The sequence below is a fragment of the Ferruginibacter sp. SUN106 genome (genome assembly GCF_050611765.1).
Taxonomy (GTDB): Bacteria; Bacteroidota; Bacteroidia; order Chitinophagales; family Chitinophagaceae; genus Ferruginibacter.
This window is the reverse complement of the sequence record NZ_JBODJC010000002.1, coordinates 824517-838928: the sequence shown is the minus strand read 5'-3', so window position 1 is coordinate 838928 and position 14412 is coordinate 824517. Positions and strand designations below refer to the sequence as shown.

Here is a 14412-nt window from a genome sequence, read left to right as displayed (position 1 = left end):
CTACACTGTAGTATTTTTCAATTCTTTTATTTTCCGGTTCATAACATAAAACCATACAGGTGGTACCAGGGCAAGAATCATGCTGCCCGGGTACCCCGTAGGTAATTGCGGAGCATCATCATGATGTTGCAGTACCTGGTATTTTTTACTGGCTATGTAATGATGGTCGCTATGGCGGCTCAATTCAAACAACATTAATCTTCCCAATACATGATTGCTGTTCCAGCTATGCCAGGCCATGGTTCGCTCATATTTCCCTGCTGTAGTTTCTTTACGTTGCAGCCCGTAATGTTCAATATAATTTACAGTTTCTAAAAGTGCAATGCCAATAGCGGCGGCATTTAAAAAACAAAAGGTAGCCCACCCTCCAAATGCAAAAAATATCAGGGCTACAAAAGCCAGCTGAATAAAATGTACCTGTAGCATTTCGTTTTTAAGATTTAAAATGGACAGGCCTTTTTTTCTCATCTCTTTATTAGCAATTTTCCAGGCAGATAAATAAGAAAAGATTACTGTTCTTAAATAAAAAGTATAGATGGGTTCGTTTAAACGGGCACTCGCCGGGTCTTGCGGTGTGGCTACATTCTTATGATGGCCTTTATTATGTTCAATAAAAAAGTGCATGTACAATGATGTCATCAGTAAAATTTTTGCCAATGCCTGTTCAAATTTATTTACTCTGTGGCCCAGTTCGTGCCCCACATTAATTCCAAATGTGCCGCATAACAAGCCCATTGTCCAAATCCTTCCGCCAATTTCCAACCAACGCAAATCAGGTGCAGTAATAACAGATAAAAATTTATACAGCGAAATAAATTGCAGCACCACTACCAGGTAAAGCATATAATCGTAAACAGCATCTTTTTTTGCCAGCTCTTCTTCTGCAGCACTCATATTTTTTTCATCCGGCCTTATAAATAATTCGGTTATGGGTAATAATATCCAGGCATACAATAAGGGGCACCAGGTCAGCCATCCGTTTTGTGTAAAAGATAACCAGGCAAGTGCGTATACAATAGCAGGCGATAAATATTTAAAAGCTTTTAAATGCATAGAAGAGCTATCTGCAACCAAGTTAATAAAAACAGCCGGTATATTATCCGGTTGTTAAGACCGTTTGTAATTAATTAGTTAAAAATTAAACCTTCCATAATTACCTTAGTCTTACTGGCGTTATTCTTGCAGTAGTTTAAACTTACAATCATTTTATGGCAGTTAGTAATCGTTTAAAAAATCAGCATTTACTATGGCGGGCCGGCTTTGGCCCCATGGCCGAAAATGCTGCCAACCTCGATAAAGTATCTCAAAAAGAATTATGGGCATTGTTATTAAAAACTTCTAACAAAAAGCCCGAGAAGATTGAAGTAGCGCAAAACCTTGTTGATGGTTTGTTTAAGGGCATACAGGATGTTGCCCAGATGCAAAAGCCAGAACTGACCAAAGATCAGCAAAAGCAAATCAGGGAACAATCAAGAGAAGACCTTAAGAACTTAAACATCCGCTGGCTGGAAGAAATGATCAATAATGAAGCACAGCTGAGAGAAAAAATGAGTTTGTTCTGGCATGGCCATTTTGCCTGCCGGGTTATCAATAGTTATTTTCAACAGGAGTTGTTGCAAACGATCAGGGAAAATGCTCTGGGTAATTTTAAAGATCTGTTGAGAGAAGTGAGCAAAAGCCCTTCGATGCTGCAGTTTTTAAACAACCAGCAAAACCGCAAAAAAAAACCTAACGAAAATTTTGCCCGTGAAGTAATGGAATTATTTACCATGGGGCGTGGCAATTATACCGAGAATGATATTAAAGAAGGAGCAAGGGCCTTTACCGGCTGGGGCTTTAATTTAAAAGGCGAATTTGAATTCAGAAAAAACCAGCATGATGAAGATAGCAAAACAGTGCTGGGTAAAACAGGCAATTTTGATGGCGATGATGTACTGGATATTTTATTAGAACAAAAACAAACAGCAAAGTTCATCACCAAAAAAATATACCGCTACTTTGTAAACGACCAGGCAGATGATACCAAAGTAGAATGGCTGAGCAACAGGTTTTATCAAAACGGCTATGATATAAAAAAGTTGATGGAAGATATTTTTACCAGCGAATGGTTTTATGAAGAAAAGAATATTGGTACCAAAATAAAATCGCCGGTAGAATTAATTGCAGGCATAAGGCGTTTGCTGCCGATGGATATGGAGAATGACCAGGCACAATTATTATTTCAAAGAGCACTTGGGCAAATTTTATTTTATCCACCAAATGTTGCCGGATGGCCGGGAGGCAAAAACTGGATCGACAGCAGCAGCCTGATGCTGCGCCTACGCATTCCTCAGATATTAACCGCTAATGAAGTGATGGATATACAACCTAAGGTTGACGACGATGTACAAATGGGTATGATGCAGGCAGGTGCCAAAAAATTAAGAGATGCCGTAAAAGGCGGCACTGCAAAAACAGACTGGACATTGGTAAATAAAATTTTTGAAGTGGTACCCAGGGAAAAATTACTACCTAAAATTACAGAGACCGTTTTGCAAACGAAAGGTCATATTCCTGATACATTATTGGATAAATATCTAAACAGTGAAAGCAGGGAGAATTTTATTAAGAGTGCTATTGTAAACCTGATGTGTACACCGGAATACCAACTGTGTTGAAAAAAGCCGCAAGCTTTTAGCTACAAGCTTCAAGCAGCAGCTTTCGAAATAAAATTATTTTTTAATCGCTAATGACTCTCCCTTGAAGCTTGAGTCTTGTAGCTTGAAACTTTTCATTATGCTGATAAAAAGAAAAGAATTTCTCCAGGTTGGTTCTTTAGCCACCGCTTCTTTTATGCTGCCTAAATTTTTAAAGGCATTTGAAAAACCGATGATGGTACCTGCAGGAAATAAAGTGGTAGTGGTAATTCAATTCAGCGGTGGTAACGACGGATTGAATACAGTAATTCCTGTTCGCAATGATATTTATTATAAAGAAAGGCCAAAGCTGGGTATTGAAAAAGATAAATCATTAATTATAACAGATGAAGTAGGATTGAATCCTGCACTGGAATGTTTTAAAGGATTGTATGATGATGGTAGTTTAGGCATATTGAATAGTGTGGGTTACCCTAACCCGGACAGAAGCCATTTCAGAAGTATGGATATATGGCATAGTGCAAGCGCCAGTAATGAATATGTAAATACAGGATGGATTGGCCGCTATTTAGATGCTCAATGCAAAGGCTGCGATAAACCCACCCAGGCAATGGAACTGGATGATGTACTCAGCCTGGCATTAAAAGGAGAAAACAGCAAAGGCCTTGCCTTCCAGGATCCGCAAAAATTATACAATACCAGTAACGGAAAATATTTTAAAGATGTAAGTGCCAATCATCAAACAGGAGAAGAGACTATTGATTATTTATATAAAACGATGAGTGAAACCATCAGCAGTGCCGATTATATTTATCAGCAAAGCAAATCGCATCCAACAACAGAAGTGTATCCGGGTACTGAATTAGGAAAAGACCTGAAGACTATTGCCTCTCTTATTTTTTCTGACATCAACACCAAAGTATATTATGTAAGCCTGGGTAGTTTTGATACGCATGTAAACCAGGAGGGGCAACAAAAAAGATTATTTACTGAATTGAATGACGCCGTAAAAGCATTTACCAATGATCTTAAAAAGAACAATCGTTTTAACGATGTACTGATGATGACCTTTAGTGAGTTTGGCCGCAGGGTAGGGCAGAATGCCAGCGGAGGCACCGATCATGGTACCGCTAACAATATGTTTTTTATCAGTGGCGGCTTAAAACAAAAAGGTGTTTTAAATGCAATGCCCGACCTGGCAGATTTAAACGAAGGCGATTTAAAGCACAAGATTGATTTTAAAAATGTGTATGCAACAGTATTAAATAAATGGTTAGGTGCAGATGATAAAATGATACTCGGCAAAAAATTTGATTACCTCGATTTTATCTGATATATTAAATCCCTATTAAAAAAGGCTGTTCAAATTGAACAGCCTTTTTGTTTATACAGGAAATGTTTTTAAATATCTTCATTCTTCTTCAACGCTGTTTTGTACAACATCCATCCCATTATTGCAAAGAATAAAACACCCAGGAGGTAATAACCATTTGTACTTAACCATACTTTCAGGGATTCCTCCATAGTTACATTATTTAAAAATTTATTGCCCCATTCGCTACCCGAAACAAAGGCTACAATTACACCAGCAATAGCCCCACCTGCAACCAGGCCGGTTGCAAACAAACTTCCCTTACCCAATTCTTCTTCTTCCGGAGTGGTAACAACCTGGTCTTTTTTCTTTTTATGTTCTACCAAACCTTTAATGGCACCGCCAATGGCAATAGGCAATGTGGTGGATAAAGGTAGATAAACGCCAATAGCAAAACTCAATGATTTAATTTTGCAAAGTTCCATTACCACTGCTAAAAAAACACCTACAAAAACATATTGCCAATCTAATTTCTGTGATTCTATTCCTTTAATCAATGTGGCCATTAATGTTGCCTGAGGGGCAGGAAATTTATCGGTACCAATTAAGTGATTGGGGCCATCTAAATATTTAATAGTAATACCTATCACTATTGAAGAAACAATAGCACCAACAAATAAAGCAATCTGCTGATTACGTGGTGTTGCGCCAACGATATAGCCACTCTTTAAATCCTGCGATGTAGCACCGGCGTTTGCGGCTGCAATACAAATCATTCCGCCCACAACTAATACCAATGGTTCGTAAGCTTGGCCAGACCAACCGACTGCTAAAAATATCAAACTGGTACCCATCACTGTTGCAATGGTCATACCACTGATAGGGTTATTCGAAGAACCAATAAGCCCCACAATTCTTGAAGAAACTGTAACAAACAAAGCTCCAAAAACAATAACGAGTATACCAATCAACCCTTTTTGCAAAATATTATCTCCTGGTATTTGTGGCAAAACTGATATTAATAAAACAAGGGCCAGGCTACCAAAGCCAACTACTTTAAGGCTTAAATCTTTTTCTGTCCTCAATACTTCACCTCTTTGTACTCCTGCACTTTTAATAGAACCAAAACTACCTTTAACCGATTTAATAATGGTAGGTATGGTTTTTATTAAAGTAATTACACCACCGGCCGTAACAGCACCTGCGCCAATAAGCCTGATAAATGCATAATAAACAGCAGCAGAGTAATCATTAAAAGTATGTGTGGCTGCATTCCATCCGCCTTTACCACCATCAGTCGCAATGTCTTTGAGGTAACCTAGTTTTACCAGTTGTGCTGCAACAATATCAGCAGGTACTAAAAATGATAACAGTGGGATAAACACCAGCCAGCTTAATACACCGCCCGCTACTAACACACCTGCAATACGTGGACCTATAATATAACCCACACCCATATATTCAGGCGTAATTTCACCGCTTATTTTGGCGGAAGGGAAAAATTTATTTGCTTGTTTGGTAATATAAAAAGGTGTTTCAGCTACAATATGTAATATTTTTTGCAGTATAGCATAGCCAAAAGCTACCCCTAGTCCCCAAAAAGCTGTTTTGGCGAAATCGCCCCCTTTTTCACCCGCCTTTAAAACATCGCCACAAGCAGTGCCTTCGGGATAAGGTAGCGTGTCATGTTCATTAACTATTAATGCTTTTCTTAAAGGGATCATTAATAAAGTACCCAGCATGCCGCCAACAATAGCTAAAATTAATATAGTAAGATAATTAAAGTAGGAAGCACTGTCGGGTGAAGAAAGGAATAAAAAACCAGGTAAGGTAAATGCCACACCTGAAGCAATACTTTCTCCGGCGCTACCTGTTGTTTGTATAATATTGTTTTCTAAAATAGTAGTTTTGAAAAATTTACGCCCAAGTGTAATTGCAATTACAGCGATAGGGATAGATGCAGATACGGTAAGCCCTGCTTTTAAAGCCAGGTAAACATTAGCGGCGCCAAACACTACACCAAAAAAACACCCTAATAGAATTGACTTTGCCGTCAATTCCTTCATGATGGTTTGCGCAGATACAAAAGGTTGAAATAGTTTTTTCTCAGACATAATCAGTTATAGTTTGAAAAGTAAGTTAAATAAAAAAGGCGATACGGATAGTATCGCCTTGTATTGAAGAAAATATTTTATGCAGAACCTGTTTTATCTCTTACAATTTTATCCAATGATTTTACCCTGCTGAAAATTAAAAGGCCACCAAGAATAGCTGCTAAAGCAATAATGCCAAAGAAAATTCTTTTATCATGCATGCTATCCCAGGAGCTGGCCATGATACCTGCAACTTTACCACCCAACGAAGTGGAAATGAACCAACCTCCCATCATTAATGCAGTAAGTCGTGGTGGAGCCAGTTTAGATACAAATGATAATCCTATCGGGCTCAAACATATTTCACTCACAGTAAATACACCATAGGTAAGAAAGAGCCAGAAAGAACTTGTTTTATATTGATAGATACTTGGCACCGACATTACTGCAAATACCATCACCAGGGCGCTTACGCCGGATATGATCAACGCCCAGGCAAATTTGCTGGCTGTGCTTACCGGTTTTCCTCGTCGGGATCGCCATGCAAAAAATAGTATCAATAATGGAGTGAATGCAACAATAAAGAAAGGATTGATGGATTGGAATAATTCTGTATTACCCACTTTGGCAACGCCGCTTGATGGCCATTTATCTTTTGGCATATTTGCAAAATAAGGATCAGGTCCCATTACCTGAACTGCTTTTGATCCTGTATCTACCCTATTTCCATTTTTTGTAATACCGTATACAGCTGTATCAATGATAAGTTTATCCTTTTTCATTGAAGTCGTGAAGATGGTATCCTTTTTTACAATTGAATCTTTATCAGTTACTACTACCATATGTTCATCTAACTTGTCACCCATGCGGTTGGTATCTGACAAATTTTGTAAAGTGTACACTGCATCAGCCGGTTTTTCCATGAATTGCGGAATGGAGCGATCTGTATGCGACTCTGCCCAGATAGTTAAACCGGTTGAATTTTGATTATAGATAGTCCAGAAGATCACTGAAACAGCGAATACAAACAATAACGCACCGATTCCTTTTTTATCATCTCCTTTTTCCTTTCTCCATAGACTGATAAAGAATACAATTACCGGCATACAGGCAAAGATGAAAGCATCTGCAGAATCACTACCAAAAATATTACCTGGCATAAACCATCCAATCACCGCAAAAATGATCATTGGTAGAAACACAGTTCCCAATATTTTCGATGTAGGCATGTCACCTTCCTGCATTGGTCTTTTTACATCATAAGTTTTGATGTGCTTTAAACTAAAAGCCAAAACAATTAACCCTATGATCAGACCAACGCCTGCCGCGGAAAACGCAGCCTGCCAGCCAATTCTATTGCGAAGAATAGCGGCGATAAAATTGCAGAAAAATGCACCAATATTAATCCCCATGTAGAAAATGTTGTACGCATTGTCCTTTAATGGTTTTAGGTCTTCCCTGTTGTACATATTTCCCAATAAGGTAGAAATATTGGGTTTGAAGAAACCGTTACCGACAATAATAAATCCCATTGAAATGTACGCCGTATAATCTCCGGGTAATGCAATGGTGAGATAACCGATAGCCATTAAAGTACCGCCAATGAAAATAGATTTAATATAACCCAGGTAACGATCTGCCAACAGGCCCCCAATAAAAGGAGTTAAATATACCAATGCAATAAAAGTACCCACCACATCAGATCCCATTGCTTTAGGAAGTCCCTTTCCGGTACTGTTGGTTAAAAATAAAAACAAGATACCTACCATCAAGTAATACCCAAAACGCTCCCACATTTCGGTGAAAAATAAAATATAAAGCCCTTTAGGATGCTTACCTGTTTTTACCTGTTCATTCATAATTGAGATTTTAAATGCTTGTTTAGTTAGTTTAGTGGCTCAAAATAGTGATTTTCTTTTTAGAACAACCAATTTAATACCCCAATTTTAAAATGATGTGTTAAGATAAAATGCTATACGCAGCCCCGTTTATAAAATTAATCTTGAAATGAGCAGGCATATTTTTAAATTCGCAAACTGAAACTTTAACCCCATACTAATCGAATTCAATTCATGAACATTCTTTTAATCGGCTCCGGAGGCAGAGAGCATGCATTTGCCTGGAAATTGACACAAAGTAAGTTATGCGATAAATTATTTATTGCACCCGGCAATGCCGGCACGGCTTCGTGCGGCATAAACCTGCCGGTTGCAGTAACAGATTTTGAGTTGTTGTCGGCAGCCTGTATTTCAAACAAGGTGGACCTGATATTAGTGGGACCAGAAGAACCATTGGTAAAGGGGGTGTTTGATTACTTCAAAAACAATCCGGCCACACAACACATTACCGTAATCGGCCCTTCCAAAGAAGCGTCACAATTAGAAGGCAGTAAGGCTTTTGCCAAAGCTTTTATGCAAAGGCATAATATACCTACGGCAGCATACGGAGAGTTTACGATAGATAATTATACGGATGGAGTTGAATACATTAAAGCCCATTCGTTACCGATAGTACTAAAAGCAGATGGCCTTGCTGCCGGTAAAGGGGTTTTAATTTGCCAGCATACCTTAGAGGCATTGTCCGAGTTTGAACTGATGTTGCATCGGTCTAAATTTGGTGATGCCGGTAAAAAAGTTGTGGTGGAAGAATTTTTAAAAGGAATTGAGTTAAGTGTTTTTGTGTTGACTGATGGCGAAAACTACTTGTTGTTACCAGAAGCAAAGGATTACAAACGAGTAGGAGAAGGTGATACGGGCTTGAATACAGGGGGTATGGGGGCTGTAAGTCCGCTACCTTTTGCTGATGCACCCTTTTTGCAAAAGGTAAAAGAAAAGATTATTGAACCTACAATTGCAGGTTTGAAAAAAGACAAGCTGGAGTATAAAGGCTTTATATTTTTTGGATTGATGAATGATGATGGCGAACCTAAAGTAATTGAATACAATTGCCGCATGGGCGACCCGGAAACTGAAGTGGTGATACCACGTATTAAAAACGACCTGGTGGAATTGCTGCAGGCAACCGCACAGCAAAAATTGCACGAAATTACTATTGATACAGATCCACGGTTTGCAGCAGCTGTAGTTGCTGTAAGTGGCGGCTATCCCGGTGATTATAAAACAGACATAACCATACAGGGGCTGGAAGATGATGTATTGGAGAACAGCCTGGTGTTTCAGTCGGGTACTAAACAGCAGAGCGGAGAAGTGGTAACCAATGGCGGCAGGGTACTGGTGGTAACTTCCTTTGGGGATACCATTTCCGAAGCTGCGGAACAATCCAATTACATGATGGAGCAGTTATATTTTGAGGGCATGTATTACCGCAGTGATATCGGCTACGAATTTCCTTAAAAATCGGGGGTAACGTTATTGTGTAAACGAAAAGAGGGTGCCGGCAAAATATCCAAAAGCTAAATTGTTTAGCAAACGCTTTTCTGGCTTGAATTTTGCCTTAAAGAAACGAATGCAGGTTTTTGATAAATCTTTGAAAAATAAAATATTTGCCGTTGTTAATTCAAATAATTTACTTCAACTTTGCTGGCATTAATTACATACGTTTTCACTTAATCAAATATGGGCCTCTTTAATTTTTTTACACAGGAAATTGCGATTGACCTGGGTACTGCCAATACCCTCATAATCCACAATGACGAAGTTGTGGTAAATGAGCCTTCTATTGTAGCACTGGACCGAAACAATCCTAAAAACATTTTAGCCGTGGGTAAAAAGGCATTGATGATGCATGAAAAAACCCATGAAAGCATCCGTACCGTTCGTCCGCTTAAGGATGGTGTGATAGCAGATTTTAATGCGGCGGAGTTGATGATACGAGAGATGATCAAAATGATCTATCCTAAAAAACCTTTGTTTGCCCCCAGCTGGCGCATGATGATCTGTATACCCAGCAGTATTACAGAGGTGGAGAAAAGAGCTGTACGTGATAGTGCAGAGCAGGCCGGTGCAAAAGAAGTTTACCTGATACATGAACCTATGGCAGCTGCCTTGGGTATTGGTATAGATGTGGAAGAACCCGTAGGAAATATGATTATCGATATTGGTGGTGGTACTACCGGTATTACGGTAATTGCTTTGGCAGGTATTGTATGCGACCAAAGTATACGTATTGCCGGTGACGAATTTACTGCAGATATTATGGAAGCTTTACGCCGCTACCATAGTTTATTAATTGGTGAACGCACTGCAGAGCAAATCAAAATTCAGGTTGGCGCCGCTATGAAAGACCTGGACAATCCTCCGGATGATATTCCTGTAAATGGAAGAGATCTGGTTACCGGTATTCCTAAGCAGGTAATGGTAAGTTACCAGGAAGTGGCAGAAGCATTGGATAAAAGCATCTTCAAAATTGAAGAAGCCATTTTAAAAGCATTGGAAACAACACCTCCCGAACTGGCATCAGATATTTACCGCCGTGGTTTATACATTACAGGTGGTGGTGCTTTGTTAAGAGGATTAGATAAAAGACTACAGGCAAAAATTAAACTGCCGGTACATGTTGCTGATGATCCGCTGAAAAGTGTGGTACGTGGTACTGGTATAGCCTTAAAACATTACGACAGGTATCCTTTTGTGATGAGATAACTAAAAGCTTCAAGTTGCAAGCTTCAAAGGATAAACTTTAGTGTAAATACTTTTTACAAAGGTTACAAGCTAATATTCTCCTTTGAAGCTCTCCCCTTGCGGCTGACTTTTAAAATTTTGTAATTTCCCCCCGGTGCGTAATATTTTTCTTTTCGTTCGCCGTTATTTCAATTTGCTTTTTTTCCTGTTATTGCAGGGATTCTGTATCTATTTAATTGTACACTACAATACCTATCATAATGCTGTATTCTCGGGTACAGCCAACCAGCTTACGGGTAAAATAAACGAACAATATAATAAGGTGGAAGACTATTTTCATCTAAAAAAAACGAATGACTCTTTATGGAAAGCCAATGAACAACTATACAATAAACTAAAGGCCGATTTTCAATTACCAGACACCACAAGTAAAACAGTTTTAGATACTATTAAAATAGATTCGCTTACCCAATACAGGCGATACGCCTACCTGCGAGCCGCTGTAATAGAAAATGCAGTGAATACACAAAGCAATTTTATTGTTGTTGCAAGAGGAAAAGCCCAGCAGTTGAAGGAAGGCATGGGCCTGGTAGATATTAATAACGCTACTGTGGGGGTTATCACTGCAGTAACTGATGATTATGCAGTTGCCATGAGCCTGCTGCACAAGGATAGCCATATTGACGGTAAGCTTTTGAAAAGCGGGGAAACAGGCACCATATCATGGGACGGGGCGGTACCCAATATCGTTTCCATCAACCGTATTCCTAAAAGTGCAAAAGTGGCAAAAGGCGATACGATTATTACTAGTGGCAACAGTACATATTTTCCAAGAGGGATGATCATTGGTTATGTTACCGAAGTACTACCGGAAAAAAGCAGCAACAATTATGCAATAAAATTAAAAACAGCAGCAGATTTTTACAGCCTGCAATATGTATTTGCTATTGATAATAAACAGCAGGAAGCTATTGACGAACTTTTGGAAAAAGCAAAGCATCCGCAAACAATTAAATAAATGCTTTTAGAAAAGTAAATGAGCACATTTTTAAAAAATATTATCAGGTTTATACTCTTTATACTGGTGCAGCATTTTGTGTTGGATAAAGTGCATCCTTTGCACAGGATGGCAACGCCTTATCTTTATTACCTGTTTATTTTGTGGCTGCCTTTTAATATGAACCGCAGCTGGCAGTTGTTCATTGCATTTTTATTTGGCTTTACACTCGATAGTTTTCAACACAACCCTGGTTTTCACGCCGCAGCCTGTGTGTTAATCGCTTATATCAGGCCTTTTTTAGTCAACCTTTTAATTCCGCAGGAAGGTGCAGATGGCAACTACGAGGAACCGTCTATTAAAAGCATGGGGGGCATGCTGCCTTATTTTATTTATGTGGCGGTGCTTACAATAATTCATCACGGTTGGTTGTTTCTATTAGAAGCATGGCAGTTTGGTGATATCTGGTATTTTTTAGGAAAAACTTTATTATCATCCGCTATCAGTTTATTGCTGATCATTATTACAGAATTGCTATTTGTAAGAAAACAAAAATTCAGAACCAATACTGTGTAGTGAGTCGTGAAAAGTGAATCGTCAATAAAGGCAAATCAAAAATCAAAAATCTAAAATCACCCATCTAAATTGTCTGTCTTCAATCAGTCCCGCAAAAATGTAATCATACTCATGTGTGTTGGAGTATTTGCTATTATTATGCTGCAGTTGATGAACCTGCAATTATTCTCATCTAAATATAAATATGCAGCAGACGACCAGGGCATTTTCAGAAAAGTAGTGTACCCCGACAGGGGGATAGTGTACGACCGTAAGGGAAGATCTATTTTACAGAATACCACCATCTTCGATTTAATGGTTACCCCCAGTAAGCTAAAAGATACAGATACCGCAACCTTATGTAAGATATTAGGTATAGATACCACAGAGTTCAGAAAAAGAATTGAGAATATTGTTTTTAAATTTAAAAGCCAGCGGCCTTCTATATTTGAAGCTTTGCTTAGTAACGAAAAAATGGCCAAGCTTACCGAAAATATGTACAAGTTTTCAAAGGCTTATTATTTACAGGAAAGGTCGGTAAGGGATTATCCTTACGATGCTGCAGGTAATATACTGGGTTATTTAAGTGAAGTGGATTCCAACGTATTGAAGAATCCAAAGTACACCGGTTATGTAATGGGAGATTATATTGGCAAAACAGGGCTGGAACGTACTTATGAAAATGTATTGCTGGGACAGCGGGGCATAGAATTCTGGAAAAGAGATAAGGTAGGCAAGCTTACTGAAAGATTGGAAAACGGAAGTCTTGATACCGTAGCCATTGCGGGGCAGAACATGCATAGTTCACTGGATATAGAACTGCAGATGCTGGGAGAAAAATTAATGGCTAACAAACTGGGGTCTATTGTTGCTATTGATCCTAAAACCGGGGGTATTTTATGCATGGTGAGCAGCCCTACTTTTAAACCCAAATTATTAACCGGTGCCGAAAGAAAAAAACACATAGCAGAATTATTATTAGACCCTGCATTGCCTTTGCTGAACAGAACCGTAGGAGCTACTTATTCTCCGGGTTCTACTTTTAAAACCTTGCAGGCACTGGTAGGCTTACACGAAGGAGTGATTGACACTAAATTCAGGGTTTCCTGTTCAGGTGCTTTTTATGGTTGCGGTTCGGGAAAACCCATGAAATGTTTAGACAGGGGTACATTTGATCTGCGTAGCGCTATAACCATTTCGGATAATACCTATTTTGCCACAGTAATGCAAAAGGTAATTAATAATCCAAAGTATCCGGATATTGATAGCAGCTTAGGTGTATGGAACAGGTATATGCAGGCATTCGGACTTGGTCACAGGCTGGGTGTGGATGTGCCTTCAGAAAAAAGAGGGTTGATTCCCAGCCCTAAATTTTATAATGATGCTTACGGAAAAGGCAAATGGAATTACTGTACATTCCGTTCGGTAAGTATCGGGCAGGGTGAAGTAGATGTTACACCAATACAAGTAGCTAATGAAATGGCTTATATAGCCAATAAAGGGTGGTATAAAATTCCACACCTGGTAGATTCTATTGAAGGGGGTGATAAATTTGACATGCTTTCATCGTTTAAAAAACAACATAGTACGATCGATATTCCCGATAGTATATTTGAAGCAGTACATGACGGTATGCAGGGCGTGGTAGACAGGGGTACCGGTGCTGCAGCTAAAATAGCAGGTATTACTGTGTGTGGTAAAACAGGTACGGTGGAGAATTATTTCAGGGGAGTTAAACAACCTAACCATGCTTTCTTTGCAGGATTTGCACCAAGGGAAAATCCTAAGATTGCTATTATGTGTGTGGTGGAAAACAGCGGCCGCTTTGGCGGTACTTATGCTGCGCCCATTGTAGGTTTAATGATTGAAAAATATTTAAAAGACTCTATTACCGATAAGGCCAGGTTGGCAAGAATTGATCAACTGTCTGATTTAAATTTAATTCCATCCAGAATTTATGTGGAAATGAAAAGGCAGGATTCATTAAGGCATTCTAAAGATTCTGCATACCTGATTGCCAAAGGATATATCAAAGTAATTAAAGACACTATAGGTATGGATGAAAGCGATGAGGAAGATGCACTAGACAATATAAAGAAAGATAAAGAAGAATTAAAAAACGGCCAGCCTAAAAAAGACAGTAACGACAATAAATTAAGAATTAAGACAGAAGCAATTTTGCCCGATCAAAAAAAGAAACCGGAATTGAAGGATTCGACAAAACCGTGAGTTGTCAATC

General features: G+C 38.8%; 10 protein-coding genes. 7 read left to right on the top strand and 3 right to left on the bottom strand.

Annotated features, from left to right (window positions below; all coding sequences use genetic code 11):
* Positions 1 to 1053, bottom strand: coding sequence for an alkane 1-monooxygenase (locus ACQ334_RS09460; RefSeq protein WP_430987954.1), 1053 nt, complete (start codon positions 1051 to 1053; stop codon positions 1 to 3).
* A 155-nt stretch (positions 1054 to 1208) separates the two neighbouring features.
* Here ACQ334_RS09460 and ACQ334_RS09455 point away from each other — a divergent pair, with 155 nt between their 5' ends.
* A complete protein-coding gene (locus ACQ334_RS09455) occupies positions 1209 to 2657 on the top strand; it encodes a DUF1800 domain-containing protein (RefSeq protein WP_430987953.1) in 1449 nt (482 codons plus the stop codon).
* A gap of 118 nt (positions 2658 to 2775) precedes the next feature.
* Positions 2776 to 3969 (top strand): DUF1501 domain-containing protein, encoded by a 1194-nt coding sequence (locus ACQ334_RS09450; protein WP_430987952.1) that lies wholly within the window; start codon positions 2776 to 2778, stop codon positions 3967 to 3969.
* A 68-nt stretch (positions 3970 to 4037) separates the two neighbouring features.
* Here ACQ334_RS09450 and ACQ334_RS09445 read toward each other — a convergent pair whose 3' ends face one another.
* Positions 4038 to 6062, bottom strand: coding sequence for an OPT family oligopeptide transporter (locus ACQ334_RS09445; protein ID WP_430987951.1), 2025 nt, complete (start codon positions 6060 to 6062; stop codon positions 4038 to 4040).
* Positions 6063 to 6139: 77 nt separating this feature from the next.
* Positions 6140 to 7900, bottom strand: coding sequence for a peptide MFS transporter (locus ACQ334_RS09440; protein WP_430987950.1), 1761 nt, complete (start codon positions 7898 to 7900; stop codon positions 6140 to 6142).
* Between the two features lie 213 nt (positions 7901 to 8113).
* Between ACQ334_RS09440 and purD the strand changes: the two genes are divergently transcribed.
* The 5 genes from purD to ACQ334_RS09415 all read left to right on the top strand — a co-directional run bounded on the left by purD (position 8114) and on the right by ACQ334_RS09415 (position 14402).
* Positions 8114 to 9394 (top strand): phosphoribosylamine--glycine ligase, encoded by a 1281-nt coding sequence (purD, locus tag ACQ334_RS09435; protein ID WP_430987949.1) that lies wholly within the window; start codon positions 8114 to 8116, stop codon positions 9392 to 9394.
* A gap of 222 nt (positions 9395 to 9616) precedes the next feature.
* Complete coding sequence (locus tag ACQ334_RS09430; protein ID WP_430987948.1) at positions 9617 to 10642, top strand: rod shape-determining protein; 1026 nt, start codon at positions 9617 to 9619, stop codon at positions 10640 to 10642.
* A gap of 133 nt (positions 10643 to 10775) precedes the next feature.
* On the top strand, positions 10776 to 11639 hold the full coding sequence (gene mreC, locus ACQ334_RS09425; protein WP_430987947.1) for a rod shape-determining protein MreC: 864 nt from the start codon (positions 10776 to 10778) through the stop codon (positions 11637 to 11639).
* An 18-nt stretch (positions 11640 to 11657) separates the two neighbouring features.
* Positions 11658 to 12194 carry a rod shape-determining protein MreD gene (locus ACQ334_RS09420; RefSeq protein WP_430987946.1) on the top strand — a complete coding sequence of 179 codons (537 nt, stop codon included), beginning with the start codon at positions 11658 to 11660 and terminating at the stop codon, positions 12192 to 12194.
* Between the two features lie 111 nt (positions 12195 to 12305).
* On the top strand, positions 12306 to 14402 hold the full coding sequence (locus tag ACQ334_RS09415; protein ID WP_430987945.1) for a peptidoglycan D,D-transpeptidase FtsI family protein: 2097 nt from the start codon (positions 12306 to 12308) through the stop codon (positions 14400 to 14402).
* The last annotated feature ends 10 nt before the right edge of the window (positions 14403 to 14412 follow it).

Bases quoted from the DNA above. Each gene is read 5' to 3' on its own strand.
- ACQ334_RS09460 (WP_430987954.1), bottom strand. From the start codon at position 1,053: ATGCATTTAAAAGCTTTTAAATATTTATCGCCTGCTATTGTATACGCA.
- ACQ334_RS09455 (WP_430987953.1), top strand. From the start codon at position 1,209: ATGGCAGTTAGTAATCGTTTAAAAAATCAGCATTTACTATGGCGGGCC.
- ACQ334_RS09450 (WP_430987952.1), top strand. From the start codon at position 2,776: ATGCTGATAAAAAGAAAAGAATTTCTCCAGGTTGGTTCTTTAGCCACC.
- ACQ334_RS09445 (WP_430987951.1), bottom strand. From the start codon at position 6,062: ATGTCTGAGAAAAAACTATTTCAACCTTTTGTATCTGCGCAAACCATC.
- ACQ334_RS09440 (WP_430987950.1), bottom strand. From the start codon at position 7,900: ATGAATGAACAGGTAAAAACAGGTAAGCATCCTAAAGGGCTTTATATT.
- purD (WP_430987949.1), top strand. From the start codon at position 8,114: ATGAACATTCTTTTAATCGGCTCCGGAGGCAGAGAGCATGCATTTGCC.
- ACQ334_RS09430 (WP_430987948.1), top strand. From the start codon at position 9,617: ATGGGCCTCTTTAATTTTTTTACACAGGAAATTGCGATTGACCTGGGT.
- ACQ334_RS09420 (WP_430987946.1), top strand. From the start codon at position 11,658: ATGAGCACATTTTTAAAAAATATTATCAGGTTTATACTCTTTATACTG.
- ACQ334_RS09415 (WP_430987945.1), top strand. From the start codon at position 12,306: ATGTGTGTTGGAGTATTTGCTATTATTATGCTGCAGTTGATGAACCTG.